This window comes from Hirschia sp. (assembly GCF_058892565.1).
The window spans coordinates 72,623-92,109 of record NZ_JBZXVU010000039.1 but is presented as its reverse complement, the minus strand read 5'-3'; the positions used below and the strand labels follow the sequence as shown (position 1 = coordinate 92,109).

Annotated in this window: 14 protein-coding genes; 7 read left to right on the top strand and 7 right to left on the bottom strand. The window is 44.0% G+C overall.

Features of this window, described 5'->3' with window-relative positions; translation table 11 throughout:
- From AC5EF3_RS14415 to AC5EF3_RS14400, 4 genes are all read left to right on the top strand, one after another.
- Positions 1 to 563 (top strand): ATP-binding cassette domain-containing protein (locus AC5EF3_RS14415; RefSeq protein ID WP_493548555.1); only part of this gene is annotated, 563 nt, incomplete at its 5' end.
- Between the two features lie 5 nt (positions 564 to 568).
- Positions 569 to 1,909 (top strand): HlyD family type I secretion periplasmic adaptor subunit, encoded by a 1,341-nt coding sequence (locus AC5EF3_RS14410; protein ID WP_493548554.1) that lies wholly within the window; start codon positions 569 to 571, stop codon positions 1,907 to 1,909.
- A 509-nt stretch (positions 1,910 to 2,418) separates the two neighbouring features.
- Complete coding sequence (locus AC5EF3_RS14405; protein WP_493548553.1) at positions 2,419 to 3,525, top strand: efflux RND transporter periplasmic adaptor subunit; 1,107 nt, start codon at positions 2,419 to 2,421, stop codon at positions 3,523 to 3,525.
- 3 nt (positions 3,526 to 3,528) lie between these two features.
- A complete protein-coding gene (locus AC5EF3_RS14400; protein WP_012778249.1) occupies positions 3,529 to 6,627 on the top strand; it encodes an efflux RND transporter permease subunit in 3,099 nt (1,032 codons plus the stop codon).
- A 14-nt stretch (positions 6,628 to 6,641) separates the two neighbouring features.
- Here the strand turns inward: AC5EF3_RS14400 and AC5EF3_RS14395 are convergent, their stop codons facing one another.
- Complete coding sequence (locus AC5EF3_RS14395) at positions 6,642 to 9,413, bottom strand: S8 family serine peptidase (protein ID WP_493548552.1); 2,772 nt, start codon at positions 9,411 to 9,413, stop codon at positions 6,642 to 6,644.
- A gap of 302 nt (positions 9,414 to 9,715) precedes the next feature.
- On the opposite strand from AC5EF3_RS14395, the gene galE reads away from it, so the two are divergent.
- A complete protein-coding gene (gene galE, locus AC5EF3_RS14390; protein ID WP_493548551.1) occupies positions 9,716 to 10,735 on the top strand; it encodes a UDP-glucose 4-epimerase GalE in 1,020 nt (339 codons plus the stop codon).
- A gap of 29 nt (positions 10,736 to 10,764) precedes the next feature.
- Here the strand turns inward: galE and AC5EF3_RS14385 are convergent, their stop codons facing one another.
- The 6 genes from AC5EF3_RS14385 to AC5EF3_RS14360 form a co-directional block, all read right to left on the bottom strand.
- Positions 10,765 to 11,739: a KpsF/GutQ family sugar-phosphate isomerase gene (locus AC5EF3_RS14385; protein ID WP_012778246.1), complete on the bottom strand. Its 975-nt coding sequence runs from the start codon at positions 11,737 to 11,739 to the stop codon at positions 10,765 to 10,767.
- 96 nt (positions 11,740 to 11,835) lie between these two features.
- Positions 11,836 to 13,377, bottom strand: coding sequence for a glycosyltransferase family 39 protein (locus AC5EF3_RS14380; protein ID WP_493548550.1), 1,542 nt, complete (start codon positions 13,375 to 13,377; stop codon positions 11,836 to 11,838).
- A 24-nt stretch (positions 13,378 to 13,401) separates the two neighbouring features.
- Positions 13,402 to 13,644 carry a hypothetical protein gene (locus AC5EF3_RS14375; RefSeq protein ID WP_012778244.1) on the bottom strand — a complete coding sequence of 81 codons (243 nt, stop codon included), beginning with the start codon at positions 13,642 to 13,644 and terminating at the stop codon, positions 13,402 to 13,404.
- A gap of 147 nt (positions 13,645 to 13,791) precedes the next feature.
- Complete coding sequence (locus AC5EF3_RS14370; RefSeq protein WP_493548549.1) at positions 13,792 to 14,958, bottom strand: nucleotide sugar dehydrogenase; 1,167 nt, start codon at positions 14,956 to 14,958, stop codon at positions 13,792 to 13,794.
- 147 nt (positions 14,959 to 15,105) lie between these two features.
- Complete coding sequence (locus AC5EF3_RS14365; RefSeq protein WP_493548548.1) at positions 15,106 to 16,209, bottom strand: glycosyltransferase family 4 protein; 1,104 nt, start codon at positions 16,207 to 16,209, stop codon at positions 15,106 to 15,108.
- Positions 16,210 to 16,338: 129 nt separating this feature from the next.
- Positions 16,339 to 17,343: an SDR family oxidoreductase gene (locus AC5EF3_RS14360; RefSeq protein ID WP_493548547.1), complete on the bottom strand. Its 1,005-nt coding sequence runs from the start codon at positions 17,341 to 17,343 to the stop codon at positions 16,339 to 16,341.
- A gap of 249 nt (positions 17,344 to 17,592) precedes the next feature.
- Here AC5EF3_RS14360 and AC5EF3_RS14355 point away from each other — a divergent pair, with 249 nt between their 5' ends.
- Entirely contained in the window at positions 17,593 to 19,065 is a 1,473-nt protein-coding gene (locus tag AC5EF3_RS14355; protein ID WP_493548546.1) for a sensor histidine kinase, read from the top strand.
- 2 nt (positions 19,066 to 19,067) lie between these two features.
- On the top strand, positions 19,068 to 19,484 hold the full coding sequence (locus AC5EF3_RS14350; RefSeq protein ID WP_493548545.1) for a response regulator: 417 nt from the start codon (positions 19,068 to 19,070) through the stop codon (positions 19,482 to 19,484).
- Positions 19,485 to 19,487: the final 3 nt, after the last annotated feature.

Here is a 19,487-nt window from a genome sequence, read left to right as displayed (position 1 = left end):
GCTATTCAGATTGGGGCAATGAGCGATTGTCCAAACATATTGGATATTTGCCCCAAGCCACTCAATTATTGCCAGGCACGATAGCCGACAACATTTCTCGTTTTGAGACGAAAATGGACGAGCTTGATTCTGATCAAACCGCACAAGACGTTATAAATGCCTCAACTCTCGCAGGTGTCGATAATCTGGTAAAAACCAATTTCCCCATGGGTTATGACACCCCAATAGGACAATGCGGCGTTATCCCCTCTGCTGGTCAATCGCAACGTATTGGCCTTGCGCGAGCTTTGTATAAAAAACCCGCTTTCATAGTTCTTGATGAACCAAATGCAAGCCTAGATTCACATGGCGAAACCAAGCTCATGGATGTTCTCAATACAATGCGATCAGAGGGCCAGTCAGTTGCCTTAATCGCCCATCGCGCAGGCATATTAAAACACTGCACGCATCTCCTCGTACTCAACAATGGTGAGATCGAACATTTTGGTACTGCCAACGATGTGCGCTGCAAATTAAATGCTGGACGAAAGGCTTCTATGCCAAAACTCGTAAGGCAGGGATAATGACGATGTCAGATATTTCAGAAACATCACAAGGTCGCTTAAGCGGATCTCCAATCAAAGAAATGCGTTTTGGCATATTATTGCTTGTGTTGTTCTTTGGTGTGCTTGGTGGATGGGCCTCTATTGTTCGCCTTGATGCTGGTGCGGTTGCTACAGGGTATGTCATGCTGTCGAATAATCGACAGGCTGTTCAGCACAATGACGGTGGAACAGTTGAAAAACTTTTAGCGCGTGAAGGTGACATTGTTGAAAAAGGTCAAATTCTTGCTGTCTTAAGAAGCACAGATTTGCAGGCACGTGTCACATCTTTAACTTCACAACTTATCGACTTGAAAGCCCGCAAAGCGCGGTTGATCGCTGAGGAAACTGGCCGAAAATCTCTCACAATTCACAAAGATGAGTTTACAGACATTCCTTTGGAATATGAGCGCCAAGTTGCAAACGTCATAGAGCGACAAAAACGCGAATTTAAAACGCGCTCTTCTTCAGTATCCGCTCGATTGGACGTGCTTTCTAAGCAATATAGTGGTCTTAAAGCACGCATTACTGGGTTTGAAGATCAACTCAAATCGAACAAAGATCAGCAACGCATTTTAGGCGAAGAACTATCAGGCATGAAGGTTCTAGCTGACAAAGGTCTCGCTCCCCTCTCCCGTGTGCGCGGTCTAGAGCGTTCACTCGCGGAACTACAAGGAAATGAAGGTGAGATTCTCTCATCCATCGCCCAAGCTAAAGAAGCTCTCACCGAAAACAAATCCGAAGCCACTGCTTTGCGGACAGGCGAAGCACGCGATGTTTCAAAAGAGCTACGCGAAACAGAAGCTCAACTTGCTGATCTTTTGCCAACACTCAGTGCTGTCAGACAACAACTGGCGAGGACAGAAATACGCGCGCCAGCAGCCGGTAGTATTGTTGGTTCATCTATCTTCACAGAAGGCGGCGTTATCACACCGGGCGCGACGATTATGGAGATTGTGCCTCAAGATGAAAACATGATTGTGGATGTGAAACTTAGCCCAACAGATGTCGACGACATTTCTATCGGCATGAAAGCAGAAGTAAAATTCACAGGACTTCAAGGCCATGGCTTATCCATAATCTATGGTAAGATCCAAAGCGTGTCAGCAGACAGATTGATTGATGACACGACGGGTATCCCTTACTTTAATCTACGTGTTTCTGTAGATGAAAATGAACTATCCAAATTGAAATACACAAATCCAAACTTTGACTTAAAGCCCGGTCTTCCTGCTGATGTGCTTATCCCTTTACGCAAACGAACAGCGTTGCAATATTTGATTGAGCCACTTTCAGGTTCTCTTTGGAACTCATTCCGAGAAAACTAATTAGGGTGAAGTATTAAATAAACCACTGATTTTTAACTTAGCAAAAAATCGCTAGACTGGTTCCTTAAAAGCCTCAAACAATACCCGCAACGTTAATCAAGAAAAGGTCTTGCTGAACTTATTTAACGCGGACCACAACGGACATAAGAAGACATTTCAAACCTAATGAATATGCCTTCAAATCAAACTTACAAAATCAGGCTGCTTGAGGCCTAAATAACGATGACGAATTGTTACAATTAACTGGATGAAACTTAGGTTTCAGGTCATAATTGAACTAATCCGGCTCGCTTTGCAATGCCGGGGTTATTATTGTGAGGATGAAATGGTTCACGTTATTAACTATATTACGCTGTGAAATGCACTCGTCATTGTCAATGTATTGAAACACTTGGCAATCAACTTAAAGAAAACTCACGACAATGTGTTAGGTCCAAAGATTGCTCTTGTAGCAATTATCGTATTAAAAACCAGTGTTTATAAACTTTAATTTAGAATTTTTCGGACACATGATGATAAGAATCCATTGCGCTTTTTTATTAATAGCTTTGAGCTTAACAGCACTGCCTAGCTATGCGCAACGAGGCTCGAATGCACCCCCAAGTGTGTTTGTTGAAAATGTTCAGTCACGTGAATTTTCACTCAATATCGAAGCTTTAGGCACATTAGAGCCAAATGAAAAAGTTGACCTCACTTTAAACGTCGCTGATCGCGTGACGGCTATATTTTTTGACGACGGACAACGCATAGAAGAAGGCAAGACACTGCTCTCTCTTGCTCAACGTGAACAGGTTGCTCTTGTCGAAGCAGCAGAAGCAACACTTGATGAAGCAACAACCCAACTCGATCGGGTAATGCGTTTGAGTAAAGAAAACGCAATCGCACAGTCTGAAGTCGATCAAGCGCGCCGTGACCGAGATAATGCAAGCGCGCAATTGCGGGCTGTCCAATCGCGTCAGAAAGACCGCGTCCTCGTTGCGCCTTTTGATGGTGTGTTGGGCTTTCGCATGGTGAGTGTGGGAACATATGTGCGCGCCGGAGATGTTGTTGCGACACTGATTGATGACAGCGAAATGAAATTGGAATTCGCTGTCCCATCCACGTTCTTACGATCCCTAAAACAAGGCACGCCCATCTCAGCTTACACATCTGATTTACCTGGCGAAACGTTTAACGGAATGATTGCGACAATAGATAATGCTATTGATCCAATCACAAGATCCATCAAAGTGCGGGCGATATTACCCAACCCAGACCAGGTTTTAAAATCAGGTATGTTTATGCAGGTCACGTTAAAAACGACGCCGCGCAACAGCCCCTCTATTCCCGAAGAAGCCGTGCAATCTGTAGGACCAGATACATTTGTCTACGTCATCAATGATATCAACGGCAAGAAAATCGCGACACGCAAACAGGTCCAATTGGGCGCGCGTCAAAGCAAATATGTTGAAATCATATCAGGCATTGAAACTGGAGATGTCGTGATCACCGAAGGGATTATGCGGGTGAGAGAAGGCAGTGAAGTAAGCATTACTGATCCATCATCAATCATGCCTGAAGTCTTCGAAGAAAATACGCGTTTGGCTGCCAGCGGCTCCTCTCCAGCAGGAAAATAAATCATGATCCTCTCGGATGTCTCGGTAAAAAAACCCGTTTTTGCCTCGGTTATTTCTCTCATTCTTGTTGTCTTTGGAATCGTATCTTTTGATCGTCTCGCCTTGCGTGAATATCCAGACATAGATGCGCCTGTTGTCTCAATTGAAACAAGCTATCCGGGTGCTTCAGCAAGTATTGTTGAAACACGTATTACGCAAATTCTGGAAGACAGAATCTCCGGTGTGGAAGGCATCCGCTTTATTAACTCCACCTCCCGCGATGGCCAATCCAATATCAGTATCGAATTTAGTGTTGATCAGGATATTGATGCAGCTGCCAATGATATTCGTGACAGGATTTCTGGTGTTTTGAACAATATCCCAGATGACGCCGAACCTCCTGAAATATCCAAAGAAGACGGGAATAATGATGTCATTTTATGGCTCAATCTGAGCAGTGACTCTATGACGTCACCAGAACTGTCTGATTATGCAGATCGCTATCTCATTGATAAATTCTCCGCATTGGATGGCGTGGCGCGAGTTAGAACCGGTGGCGCAAGAAATTATGCACTCCGTGTCTGGATTGATCGCCGCGAGCTAGCAGCACGGGAATTAACAGTATCAGACATCGAAAGTGCTTTACGAAGCGAAAACATTGAATCGCCAGCGGGCAGTTTGGAATCATCAACACGCACCTACACCCTTAGGATTGATCGTACTTTCCGTACACCTGAAGAATTTGCGACATTGGTATTGGCCAGTGGTGAAGATGGCTCCCTCATCCGCCTAGGCGACGTGGCACGCGTGGAGAAAGGCACAACCGAAGACCGCACATTATTCCGAGGGAATGGCGTACCAATGATTGGTGTGGGCATTATCAAGCAATCCACAGCCAATACAGTTGATGTTGCCAAGGCCGCACGCGACCTCGCGGCCAAACTCAATCCCACCCTTCCAGAAGGCATGGCAATTGCGCAAACCTATGACACATCGGTTTTCATTTCCGCGTCCATTGCAGAAGTTTATAAAACGCTCGCTATATCCGTTGGTTTGGTGACACTGGTTATCTTTCTATTCCTTGGCAGTATCCGCGCCACTATTATACCAGCTGTAACAGTACCAGTTTCAATTATAGCCACTTTCACCTTCTTATATTTGTTCGGTTTTTCTGTGAACCTACTCACCCTGCTCGCACTCGTGCTCGCTATTGGGCTTGTGGTTGATGATGCCATTGTGGTGTTGGAAAACATCTCGCGTCGGATTGAAGAAGAAGACGAAACGCCGCTTGTCGCTTCATTCTTTGGAACGCGTCAGGTCGGTTTTGCCGTTATTGCCACAACACTTGTTCTGATCGCTGTGTTTGTTCCCATAACATTCCTTGAAGGCGATCTAGGACGATTATTTACCGAGTTTGCCCTCACCATGGCTGCGGCAGTGGCATTCTCTAGTCTTCTAGCACTAACACTTACTCCCATGCTCGCCTCCAAGCTTTTGAAAAAAGAAAAGAGCACAGGTGTATTTTCAGTCCTACCCCGCATGGTAGATTCTGTTTTCAAAGTTCTTCGCTCTGGTTATGGTTGGATTTTAGATCGTTTGATCTTTCGACCTATTCTTGTTGGATTAGCTCTTATAGGGATGACCGCCAGCGCATGGCTGCTCTTTCAAAACATTGATAATGAGTACGTTCCAAGCGAAGATCGCGGAGCCTTCTTCATCTCAGTGAGAGGGCCTCAAGGCGCGTCATTTGCACAAACATCTAAATATATAGATGAAATCGAACGCCGCCTACTGCCCTATACAGAGACCGGAGAAATTCAACGTCTCTTATTGCGTGCTCCCGGATTTGGAGCAAACACCTTTCATCAGGGGTTTGCAATCATTGTTCTAGACGATTGGTCAGCGCGCCGCCCTGCTCAAGAAATCATGAGTGAAATCAACAAAAAACTCTCAGACCTTCCAGATGTAAGTGTTTTTGCGCGTATGCGCGGTGGCCTTGGTGGAGGGACGGGTAAGCCTGTACAATTTGTTCTGGGTGGCCCTTCTTATGAGGATCTCACAAAATGGCGGGACACATTTGTTCAAGCCCTAGAAGAAAACAATCCGGGCCTCGCTGATATCGATTGGGACTATAAAGAGACCCAACCCCAATACCGCGTTCTTATTGATTATAATCGTGCTGCTGACCTCGGTGTGACTGTTGATGAAATCGGCTCGACCATGCAGACAATGCTAGGCTCGCGCCGTGTCACGACTTATGTTGATAACGGTGAAGAATATGACGTTATTCTTGAAGGTTTAAGGTCAGAACAAAACACGCCAAATGACGTACAAAATATATATGTACGTTCGCAACGTTCTGGTCAGTTAATACCCTTGTCGAATCTTGTCACCATCACCGCTCTCGCCGACAGCCCGAGTTTGAACCGTTATAACAAAGTACGGTCCATCACCATAGAAGCCGACCTTCTACCAGGCGCTTCGCTGGGAACTGTACTTGGTGAAATGCAGAAAATCGCACGCGACGTCTTACCTTCCGAAACCACAATTGATTTTAAAGGACAATCCCTTGATTATCAGACTTCAGGCAACTCAATTATGTTCGTGTTTGGCATAGGTTTGCTTGTTGTCTTCCTTGTTCTAGCTGCACAATTTGAAAGCTATCGTCACCCAATTGTTATTATGCTGTGTGTCCCCGGTACAATTGCTGGTGGGTTATTGGGCCTATGGCTCACAGGAAATACATTAAACATCTATACGCAAATCGGCTTGATCATGCTTATCGGACTTGCTGCCAAAAATGGTATTCTTATCGTTGAATTTGCCAACCAGCTCCGCGATGAAGGCAAGACATTTGATGTCGCACTCAAAGAAGCAGCCCTTGCTCGTTTTAGACCAATCATTATGACAAGCCTGACAACTGCGGCCGGTTCTGTGCCTCTCCTCCTCTCCAGCGGAGCCGGAGCTGAAACACGCATGGCAATCGGCGTTGTTATTCTATTTGGTGTGGTTGCTGCCGCGCTGATTACAGTCTTGTTTGTTCCAACAGCCTACGCCCTCATTTCACGAGGCTCAGGCTCACCAAATGAAGTAACGAAAAAACTGGCCCAAGAAACGGCTTAATCATGAAAAATCACTTATTTTTCTTGGAGCGTTAAGCCATCTGCCTGCAAGCCTGCAAGTTTTTCACTTGCGCTTGCAGAGCTAGGACCAATCGGTCCTGCCCGCCCTAAATAGCTCATTTCCACATCAAAATTTACATCATCTTCTAGTTCAAAACTCTGGCTAGGACGATCAAAATCAGGATAGTAGCCACATATTTCGCCATCGCTACAAATAAAGCCATCTCCATCCAGATCCGACGCCACGACAATAAGATACCCCTCACCGACCTCAACATCCGTAAAATTAAATTGTGGATTTGGGCCAGTTGCAGACACCAATTGCCCGTCTTCAATTGTATTAAACCCTTCACCATCCCCAATATCTTGCTGCAACAATGCATATAAATTAGGATAAATCGGTGCCGGAGCACTCGGTAAAGTGGGTGATTTCAGCAAAGTCACTGCTATGTCAATCATACTTGCATCAGAGAGTGAAATCCGAATTGTGCTTTCATAAACCGCTTGTGTTAGCCCAGTTGTATCTGCAACCAAATTATACGTGCCAATCCCATCCGCATCCACATTAGAACTAGCCGTCACTGTCAACCAGTCAGGTGATGTCAGATCTATAACAGATGACACTGACAGAGCATCATCCCCGATTTTAGAAATTTCAAGTTCTCCATTTCCATTGGAAAACTCTATGTCTATTTCCTTAGGATTAGCAGAAATGCGAGTGGTTACAGCATTTAAATGCCCATTTCCCTGCGCTGCATTAATCATACGCGGCAGTGAAATTATGCCATATCCAGTTTTAAAGTCGAAACCTTCATCTTCAGCTTCAACTGTTAACACACCTGATTTCATCATTGATTGCAATTGAGATGTATTCAACGTTGGATCAATCGCCCGCATCATAGCAATGGCACCAGCTACATGCGGAGCTGCCATCGAGCTTCCTTGATAGAGCGCTAAACTGTCCACAAATGCGCCAGATTCTAATGTCGCATTTGCACCTATAATACCATCAGAATTATCATCATTATTTGAATCAACACGAACATCTCCACCAGGGGCTGTCAGGTCGATTTCAGCATATTCAGAACTATAATAAGCTTGTTTCTCATCTATGTTAGATGCTGCAACGGCAAAAACATTATCATAAGCTGCTGGATAAAAAGGTGATTTTCCTAAGCTTGTACCACCTTCATTCCCGCCCGCACCTATCACAATCACGCCCGCTGCTGTGGCTGCATTGATAGCAGACCGCGTTGCTGATGAAGGTGAATTTGAACCTAATGAGAGATTGATAACATCGGCCTTAACCGGCGCAAGCGGCACTCCAGACACAGGAAGCTGCGCGGCATAACGGATAGCACTTGCGATATCTCCCGGTAAAGTTTCGCAGTTTTCTCCTTCAGAATCTTCACCATCTGGCCCAATGCTTTTACTATATCCAACTTTCAGCGCCATCAATTTTGCTTCTGGATATACACCCATCATGCCTTGGTTATTGATCGAAGCTAAAGCAATAGAAGCTACGTGAGTGCCGTGAAAATCATGACATAAATCAGCATTCTCATCATTTGGATCGACGATTTCTTCTGCTTCTGCATCAAATCCATCGCCATCATATTCAGCTTCAACAAAATCTCGCTGATCAATAATGCTATCTGCTATATCTGGGTGAGATGTCAAAAATCCGGAATCGATCACAGCAATCACCGGCGTATGCGACACAGATAAACCCGCTAGCGTTAGTCTTGCTTCATCCCATTCCACTTGAGAGAGGTTCCACTGTGTCGAAGGCGATGCCGATGGATCAAAATTGGAAGGTGGACCAATTTGAACTTTTCTTGGAAAGACATATGGCTCTAATACAGTCAGACCTTCTTTAAGGTTTATCGCTTTAATCGCATCAAGTGTCGCCCTTTGGCGTTGATGCCGTGTCGTTTTGTTTTTTGAGCCAATGCTATTTTGCGTAGATATATTGGAAGCGAGAAATTCAGAATAGTCTATTTCCACTCGCGCTCCAGCATTCATTTGTGAAAATTTACTATTCCTACCTACATGTGTCGCCGCCAGTATTTTTTTCTGGTCTGCCGAGACAACAGCTTTACCGATTGCTACATGCGCAGGATTAATTTGTGAAACACTTGCACCAGCTAATTGCGAGCCACCAAGTGTGAGCGCATATTTTGATGATCCCGAACTGGCAATAACCTTGATAAGAAACTCGCCATCATTAGGAACAATTATTTCTTCACGCGCTTGAGTGGAACTATTGGATATTAGGAGAGAATTGTCGCTAAGATCGAGCAATTCAAGATCTAGATCAACACCAGACGCAGGGTCGACTGTGTCTCGTGACGGATTTGCTGTTTCTTCTTGTGCGATCTCTAATCGAAGAATTTCACCTGCCAAAAGATTGGCTTTGTAATAGTCAAACTCATCAGTAGACGAAGAATTGCCTAATTGCCCCTCAGGCGCACCATTTTCATCGACGGGAATTGTCTTGCTAACATACCCTAATATAAAGCTATTATTTTCAACCGATTGAGCAGACGCGGCCGTATTGTTCCTTACAAAACTGCTCCTGATACTGTTGATATCAGAATCTATGCGGAAAGGTAGATTAGACGATAATGTCACACTAATATCTGCAGTGACAGGTGCCGGTGTAGAAGTGGACGTTGATGTCGGCGTAGGTGTTGGTGTTGAGCTGCCCCCGCCTCCACAATTTGCGACAATCACAAAAACGCAAAATGCTGCGCCACATTTCAACTTTGAAACAAGTCCGCTCATATTTAATGACAGTCTTTCTATCTAGTTCTGAGTATCAATTGCTCACAAACGCATTCACTCTCTTTATATACTTGTATCTTGATACAGACCTGAGACAACTAAATAAAACAGGTTCAATTTTGCATGTTTTTTTATAGAGAAAACTAGGGATTTGAGATTACAACCTTCCACAGGTCGTTTGAAACCAAAAATCTCCTGCATATTGTGCTTTACCACCCTTTGAAAAAAGGTATGGAAATAAGGCATTGTTATTGGTGATGCTCCCAAACGACGATACGTATAGCGAAGAAGTGGAAACGATAGTGCAATCAATACTTGTTACAGGTGGAGCCGGATATATTGGTAGCCACACATGTCTTGAACTTATCAAATCTGGCCGCAAACCCATCGTTTTCGACGACTTCTCCAATGCCAGCCCGCACGTCATAGAAAGACTTGAAGAATTATCAGGCACAAAAATTGATGTCGTTGAAGGTGATGTGCGTAATTTTGATCAAATCAATAAAGCTATAAAAGACTATAAATGTGATGCGGTTATTCACTTTGCTGGCCTCAAAGCCGTGGGTGAGTCCGAAGTCCGTGCCATTGATTATCACGATGTCAACGTTATTGGCACGCATGTTCTTCTGCGTGCTATGAAAGCCAACAACATTGACAAAATTGTCTTCAGTTCAAGCGCAACGGTTTATGGTGTTCCTAAATTTTTGCCCTACACTGAAGACCACCCGCGCAACGCAACCAGCACATATGGGCAGACCAAACTCTCTGTTGAATATATGCTGGAAGATGTACGCCGCTCTGGTGAAATCAAAAATGTTGCTATTCTGCGGTATTTCAATCCTATCGGTGCCCACCCAAGTGGCCGTATCGGAGAAGCACCAAACGGCATCCCAAACAATCTAGCACCCTATGTTGTGCAAGTGGCATGTGGAAAACGCGAAGCCATCAATATCTGGGGTGATGATTATGATACGCCAGATGGCACAGGTGTGCGCGATTATATTCACGTCGTCGATCTAGCGCAGGCGCATCTTGCAGCTCTGGATTATTTAGACGCAGGCAAAGGCGCATTCACCGTCAATTTGGGTACAGGAAACGGATCTTCAGTAAAAGAAGTCATCGCCGGATTTGAAAAAGCCTGCGGCAAAAAAATACCAATGGTGATTGGCCCGCGCCGCTCTGGTGATATCGCCTGCTTTTATGCAGACCCTTCCTCCGCGCAAAAGCTCTTAGGATGGAGTGCAAAGCTCAACATGGAAGACATGTGTCGCGACCAATGGAAATGGCAAGAAAACAATCCGAACGGATATGATGAAGCTTGAAGTCTTTGCGTGCCCAGCCCTCGCCTCGCCTAAATAACGCCATCCGATAGACAATCGTGGACGTGTAAAATTCCAATTGGTTTTTTATCTTCTAGAACAAAAAGTGCAGTAATACGGTTGCTACTTATTAGCTCCAATGCACGCGCGGCCAACATATCATTGGTGATGGTTAGTGGTGACTTTGTCATGATGTCGTCCACAATCACTGTCGAGAAATTCTTACCAAAGTGTCGACGTAGATCACCATCAGTGATCATTCCCTCTAAATCTCCTGCCGAATTGATGACGCCCACACACCCAAAACCTCCTTGGGAGATAATTGGCACGGCATCGCCAGCGATAGATCCAGATTGGACAAGCGGCAAATTCGCATGATCGCGAACAAGATCAGAAACCCTACGAAATGCTGCACCAAGCTTTCCGCCTGGATGATAAACTTTGAAATCTGTCTCACCAAAGCCTTTTTCCGTTAGCAGAGTCACGGCCAAGGCATCACCGATTGCCAATGTCATTGTTGTACTTGTGGTTGGTGCCCGCGTCTGACCACATGCTTCAGCAGCTGGCGGCAAAAGCAGAAGACAATCACACGCTTTTGCTAGGCTGGAATTTGCACCGGATGTAATAGCGATAAGTGGAATTTTAAATCGCCGCGTATAGGCAATAATATCTGCTAATTCTTTAGTTTCACCAGAATTTGATATCGCCAACACAATGTCTTTTTGGCTGATCATTCCTAGATCACCATGACTGGCCTCGCCCGGATGTACGAAGCTAGAAGGTGCACCAGTAGAGGCTAAAGTCGCAGCAATCTTATTGGCAATGTGACCTGATTTTCCCATGCCCGACACAATTATGCGCCCTTCTACATTTTGCATGAGCTTAATCGCGCGGGGAAAAGCTTCAGATATGACAGCCGAACTATCTACATTCAACGCTTGAACCAGAGCCTCAAGGCCTTTGATCTCGCAATTTATGACATCGCGTGCGCTGGCTAGATAATCCATGAAATACCTTACTCTATTTTACATTTGATTCTGACCGGAAATTCACCAAATCATTTTGTACAGGCGAGTAAACCTTATACAATTAACCGTCAATGTTTACAGCTTTTCTGCGGCTTTTCGACTAGATGAATACCATCCAAAAATCAGGATAGATGTTGCCATTAACAGCATGAATATGCCGACGCTGGGAAACGTCAACGCAGCAAGATTATCGCCATCTATTAAACAAGATTTGGATGCATCAAAAACCGTTTCTCCGGTATTGTCTGGCCCGGGAATGCGGCAACCAGAAAAAAGAGCCAATTGCATAATCCATGAGTAGATTGCAAATAAGACCCCATACACAACCAATAATTTGACGCCCCAATGCTTTGGCCACCCCCACGCAATAATACATGCCAAAGCAGGCGTGAGTATGTGCAAATACCAACCTGGTGTCCCGGTTCCCTCACCGTCAAGCGCAATGCGCAATATTTGATGATAACTTAAACCAGCGAGCATAGGCAAAAGTACAAAGAGCGGTAACAAACGATATTTACGCTGATTTGCACTGTTTGAAAGCCAGTTATATCCTACCCACAACAACAATATGGCCGGCCCTATCAAAAACCATGGTGACGTCCGCACTAAAGACCAATTGCCAACATAGATGAATGACATGCCAATAGTGGCATATCCACGAAGCATCTGTATTAGGCTGAAATTCTCTAGGAAATTAACAAGGACGCCGCCCTCCTTGTTAAATTGCAGCATTTCATCGCCGCCAATTGCATTGCCGTATGCAATAAATTTATAAACATACCAGCCAACGCCAATAGCCAACGCCAAACCAATACTCGCCCCACCATATTTTATGGTATCAATTTCGCGTTCCATCCAATAACGCCAGCAGAAATACACTGCTAATCCAGCCGTTATCGGCACGAAAAACGCTTTCGTCCAAAGCCCTGCCCCCAAAGCAATACCAAGTATCACCGCCCACCGTATGGGCTGATGTTTCTGGTCCAATTTTAATACAGCCATCCAGACAATGCCAAAGCACAATAAACAAAGGCTATCATTCCCAATACGTGCCATCTCTGGAAAAAACTGTGGCACGAGGAAAGGCCAAGCAGACATTATAATTGCCGCTTTTTCCCAACGCTCTTTAAACAGTGATTTACTGGCCTCAACCCCAATCACGAATCCAGTAAAAGCAAAAATCCAACTTAATGTGCGTAGGGCGAAGAACTGGCTCGCCCAGTCCATAGAATTAAACACCTTAAAAACAGGCTGAAGCAAAATATAATATAAAGGCGGATGTTGCGCCTGCCAATTATAGCCACCCACTCCTACAAATTCTGGTGGTGGCGCACTTTTGTGTGGACCAATATGTTTTTCAAAATCAAACGTTTGGTATGAAATTTCGCCCGGAAAAGTATACGGCATTGGGCCGGGATAATTTTGCAAGGCACGATCAAACTGATCTTGTCCATAAATCGGCATACGCCCTTCATGTCCCCATTGAGAAATCGAAGACCAATGTGCCGGTTCATCAAAACCTTCAAAGGGCGGTAGAAAAGCGATATGAGCAATGCCATAGAAAAAAACGGCAATGAGCACAAAACGGTATGTAGGCCATTGTGAAAAATTAAACATAAAAGCCTGCCTGAACACTGAAAACTAGTTTTGCGAATCTGTATGGGAAGAGTGATTAACACTACCCATATTTTGTGCCTTTTGGCTTGCTGGTTTTAGATATAAACCGGCCACCACAACAACAAGAACAATCAAAACAATATAAACGGATTTCATTTTGGGATCACGCCACACTTGTTTGCGTTTTTCAGCACGCATTTGCTGTTCTATGCGTGCTTGTTCTTCTTGTTTGCGTTTTCTGTGTTTTTCAAAATCATGGACAGCCATGTATCATCCCCTGCCATATCCTATTCGCTTTTTTATCTCGAACATTCACTGGCATACCATCTACAATTGCACCATATCCAAGCTAACGACTCAGACGCCTTTCAGCTTGAATATGGTTTTAGATCAAGTGCTTCGTGGTCACAAGGACTAGTCAGTCCCAAATAAATCTCGTGTAAAGATCTTCTCTGGCACATCAGACAAATCTGAGCTGTGGCGATTTGCAATAATCACATCACATTCTGATTTCAGTCGGTTTAGGTCATTCGTCACTTCTGAACCAAAGAAAGTGTCTTCTTCAAAGGTTGGCTCAAACACCATAACCTGAATACCTTTGGCTTTGATCCGCTTCATAATGCCTTGAATTGATGATGCACGGAAATTGTCTGATCCGGCCTTCATGACCAGGCGGTACACACCGACAGTTTTCGGGTTTCTTGCGATGATCGCATCTGCGATAAAGTCTTTACGTGTTGAATTTGCATCCACAATTGCACGTACAAGATTTTGCGGAACCGCATCATAGTTTGCCAGCAATTGCTTAGTATCTTTGGGCAGACAATAACCACCATATCCAAAAGATGGGTTGTTATAATGCGTACCAATGCGCGGATCTAAGCCCACACCATCAACGATATCACGTGAATCTAAACCAAGAGCCATTGCATATGAATCCAGCTCATTAAAATAAGCGACGCGCATAGCTAGATAGGTGTTTGCAAAAAGCTTGATAGATTCAGCTTCAGAGGCACCTGTAAACAGAATTGGAATATCTTTATCAAGCGCGCCTTCAGCTAGTAAATCCGCAAACACTTTAGCGCGTTCGGATTTTTCACCCACCACAATGCGGCTTGGGTGTAGATTATCAAACAATGCCCGCCCTTCCCTCAGGAATTCGGGGCTGAATATAACATTCTGACAGCCGGTGCGTTTCGTCAGGTCCGATACAAAACCAACTGGAATAGTTGATTTGATAACCATCACAGCATTTGGATTTATACCGCGAACCGTATCGACCACTTTTTCGACAGTTGAAGTATCAAAAGCGTTTGTATCAACATCATAATTTGTCGGCGTTGCAATGATAACATAATCAGCATCACCATAAGCTTCTACCGGGTCTGTCGTTGCGCGTAAATTTAACGTGCCTTTTGCAAGATATTCCTCACACTCGGCATCAACAATGGGAGATTTTCCCGCATTGATCAGATCGACTTTTTCTTGAACGACATCAAACGCGACAACTTCATGGTTTTGCGCCAATAAAATTGCGTTGGAAAGTCCAACATACCCCAACCCAGCGATACCAATCTTCATGTGCTAATTCCAATTCCACACTGTCATTTACAAAAGAACCTGCGAACAAATACAATGACTGAGAAACTATGCAAGTTGTTCCCAAGCACTGATTTGCATTTGAGAGAATAAGATGCACATTTCACGCCAGATATGCCCGTTAAGCGTTCAGACTTCTAGCAAATCATCTAGGAGCGCCTGAGCTGCCCGTTCCCAAGTATATTGGCTAGCCTGCGCTTTTCCTAAATCTGAATATTGATTTCGCAGACTTTCACTTTGCCAAAATGCTGAAATTGCTTTGCTCCAGTCTTTTGAATTATCAGCATCCGCATAGGCAACAGCTTCGCCGCATATTTCAGGGATTGAGGCACACCGCGTTGTAATGACAGGACACCCCACACTCATGGCTTCAACAGGTGGCAAACCAAAGCCTTCATGCTTGGAAGGATAAGCAAAACACATCGCATTTTCATACAATGCGCGACGTTCGCCATCACTTATCCGGCCTGCAAAGACAATTTGATCGGATGCTTCAATGCCCTCATCCTGAAATGTCTCCTTCATGTCCGGTCCAAACAAAACCAATGGCAGGTCTATATTGATCTCTGGATGATTCTGACGGTCAAACACATCCATTAAAACACCCATATTTTTATGTTTGTAAGAATTTGAAAGTCCCAACACATACCCATTCTTCTTCAGCCCGTGCTTTGCCAAAATTGATGTTTCCGAAGGGTGTCGAGTTACATGATCCACCCCATTATGAATGGTACGGACCGTCTCACTATTGCCGACCCCCTGTTTAATCAGCGCTTGCGCTGCATAATGAGATGGTGTGAATATGCGTTTGTATTTGCGCCCCATTAAAGCATTCAATAGCTTAGTGTAGATCACATAAGCCTTTGAATATGAATGGGAACTTTCATAAACATTGGCATCATGGATGAACACGACAGCATTGGCTCGAAACACTGGACCAATGTTACAGAAATTGATCAACAAACGCTCTTTCGCCATGAAAGGTAATTTTATCTGGTGCCAGATTGGTCTGGGAAGCTTTCCAGCTTGAATATATCTAGCTGTTAGGCCTGCCGCCTCTTCAAATGGCTGTTCCGCAAGTAGAATTTCAAGATCGGACAGCAAATCCGTATATCTAGGCTGTTTTTTTAATAACTGAAAAGCACGCAAATATTCCGATGCAACACGCCCTTCTGGATAAGCTTCTCGATGTAAAAACGCACCATTGACCGCTAAACCAGCATTCTTTTTCATGGACAAACACCCTGCCGCGCCACAACCCTAAGGAAACAACTTCTATCACAAGCTGTCAGGCAATGGAAATTGGATAGCAAGCGCAATATCAACCAGACTCAATCAAGGCTATGGTTTGGCCGCCTTAGTTCAATTTTTTTCTTCCTGCGTTTGTCCCAAAACTTTAACCACGGTCTTCATCACCATGTCTTGCCATTGGGGCAATTCAACATTGTGCACTCTAGCAATTTTCGAACAATCCAATCTCGAATTTGCTGGTCTAGGCGCAGGCAAAGGATATTCTTCGGTTGTGATAGAATTCAGCTTCGGTGTAGGTCCACCGGCTAGCTCGGACGCTTTAAATATTGCTTCTGCAAACCCATGCCATGACGTATATCCACGGCAAGTCATGTGAAAAACACCATAAAGCTCTGTATTATCAGGCTGTTCGACAATATTGCGCGCGACTTTCACTATCCCTTGTGCAATTGCATCAGCATGGGTTGGAGCGCCAAATTGATCATTGACCACACCTAATTCACCACGCGCTGCACCAACCCGCAGCATGGTTTTAAGAAAATTGTTTCCGGTTTCCGAATAAACCCAAGCCGTGCGCAAAATCACATGTTTTGGATTGACATAAGCCGCGAGCTTTTCACCCTCAAGCTTGGTTTGCCCATAAACACCCTGAGGGTGAGTTGCGTCCGTCTCAACGTATGTTCCATCACTAAGATTGGCACGTATATCAGCCAGATCTTCAGCATCATAATCTGCATATTCGGGGTTTTCTGGATCATAAATGTCTGCAGTTTTATCACCTGCAAAAACATAATCCGTCGATATCTGGATAATGGGAAGGTTTAATTTAGCCGCTGCCATCGCCACAGCTCCAGCGCCTGTCGTATTCACGGCCGCAGCCATGTCCCCTTCTTCTTCGGCTTTATCTACATTGGTATAAGCCGCAGCGTTGATGACCACATCAGGGCCAATATCTTCAATCATCAAACGCAAATGTTCACATTTATCATCATCTGCAAGTTCGGATAGATCCAACCAAGGGCGTCCAGCCGTATAAACATCGAGACTATCTTGATCCGCAAGCTTGATTAGGGCTTTCACAACCTGACCGTTTTCACCCGTAACGAAAACTTTCATAGTGCCCGACTCCGCTTGTGCTAAACATTTTAATGCGTGAGTCTGATATCAAATGGAGGTGTTTTGGCAAGGCTTGTCGACAGGTTTCAATCGACAAAATTCCTGAGTAAGAAACTAAAGTATTTTACAAATCACCTGCACTTATCCTAGAATCAAACCAACCTGACATTTGTTAAAATGCCTGTTACGACATTGAAACGCTATTCAACCCTTGGTAAATAAAATTCAACTATTAAGAGGTCGACGCCAATGAGTACGGCTCAAATTAGGTTCTTTCGTGAAATAACCGCACCGCTTATTGAAGGCGTCGTCATCATCGACAGACGTGGTTTAATTCTTGTCTCAAATCAGGCTGTCACTGACTTATTTGGTTATTCTGAAACTGATCTTGTTGGAAAAAATGTAAACATACTCATGCCCGCTGAGTATGCGCCGCATCACAACAGTTATATTGACCGCTACAACAGAACCAATGAAGCAAGAATTTTAGGTGTAGGACGAAATGCCGAAGGACAACATTGTGATGGCAGCATTTTTCCCGTTAATCTGAAGGTCAAAAAAATAGAGTTTGAAAACACCCCCTATTATATGGGGGTCATACATAGCCTTCAACGACAACAAAAAGCTGCAGACACACTAAAATTTCATACCGAACTTTTAGAACGCGCAGAGGCCATCGCCCATTTAGGCCATTGGCGCGTTGATCTGGTAAAAAATCAATTATTTTGGTCAAAAGAAATATATCGTATTCACGGTGTCACGCCAGACACTTACACGCCAGATGTCGAAAGTGCATTAGATTTTTATCACCCTGACGACCGAAAAATCGTCAGCAAACTTCTTGATCAAGCTATTGAAAGTGATGAAGATTTCACCTTCGAAGCACGTATATTAAACACGAGTGGACAAACTGTATATGTGCGCTCTTCGGGGGAATCAACGCGTGACAAGCATGGCAATGCGATATCTGTTTTTGGGGTATTTCTCGATATCTCCAAAATGAAACAGACCGAATTAGCCCTTATAAAAGCAAATGAAGAATTAGAGGAATTTGCTTACAGAACATCGCATGATTTGAGATCTCCCCTCGTCTCATCTGCCTCTCTCATCGCATTGTCCAAAAAAGAGATCGCCAACAAAAATTTTGAACACGCAAGCCAATGTCTAGATCTGGTTGAACACTCACTCACAGACTTAGACACACTCGTTCAGGACATCCTCACGCTAACTCAGGCACAAAAACAAGATGAAGATCTTGAAAGCATCAATGTTAGGGACATGATTTCCAATGCGATCCAAAAAATGTCTCATATTGAAAATTTCAACCGTCTTGATGTCCAGATCGAGCTAAATAAAGATCTAGTATTAAAAACCCAACCTAATCGGTTCAACTTAATCATTGAAAACCTAATATCCAACGCCATCAAATATCAGAATACTCAAGAAGAAAATTCTTATCTAAACATCACTGCTTGGACTAAAAACAATTTCTTTATACTTGAAGTTACAGACAATGGACTTGGTGTTCCTGAAGAATATCATTCTAAACTATTTGAAATGTTTAAAAGATTTCACACCCGTGTTGCCCACGGTTCAGGATTAGGATTGTATATGGTCAAAAAGAGCGCTGAACTCCTCGGTGGAGAAATTGGCTTTCTACCAAGAGCCAAAGGCAGCAAATTCAGATTGCTCCTACCATTATCCTCAGATGAAAAAGTATAACAATGAAATTAAAAACAGTTTTAATTATTGATGATAGCAAAGCATCTCAGCATTTGACCAAATATGCGATAGAATTTTTCGATCCAACGATTGAAGTTCTTCAAGTTTATGATGGAAAAGAAGCGCTGGAATTATTGGCGACTCTAGAAACACAACCTGACCTGATTTTTCTAGACATCAATATGCCAGCCATGAATGGACATGAATTCCTAGATGCCTTTTCCCAGAAAGGTTATAAATCTTCCGTAGTGATCATGTTGACGTCTTCAGATCAGGAAAAAGACAAACAACGTTCTATGTCTTTTGATTGCGTCAAAAAATACATTATCAAACCGCTTGAACAAGCACATTTACAAGAAATAACAGAATCTTACGCTGATTGGAGCGCGTCCCTAAACACCCCATCAGACGACTCCTAAGCT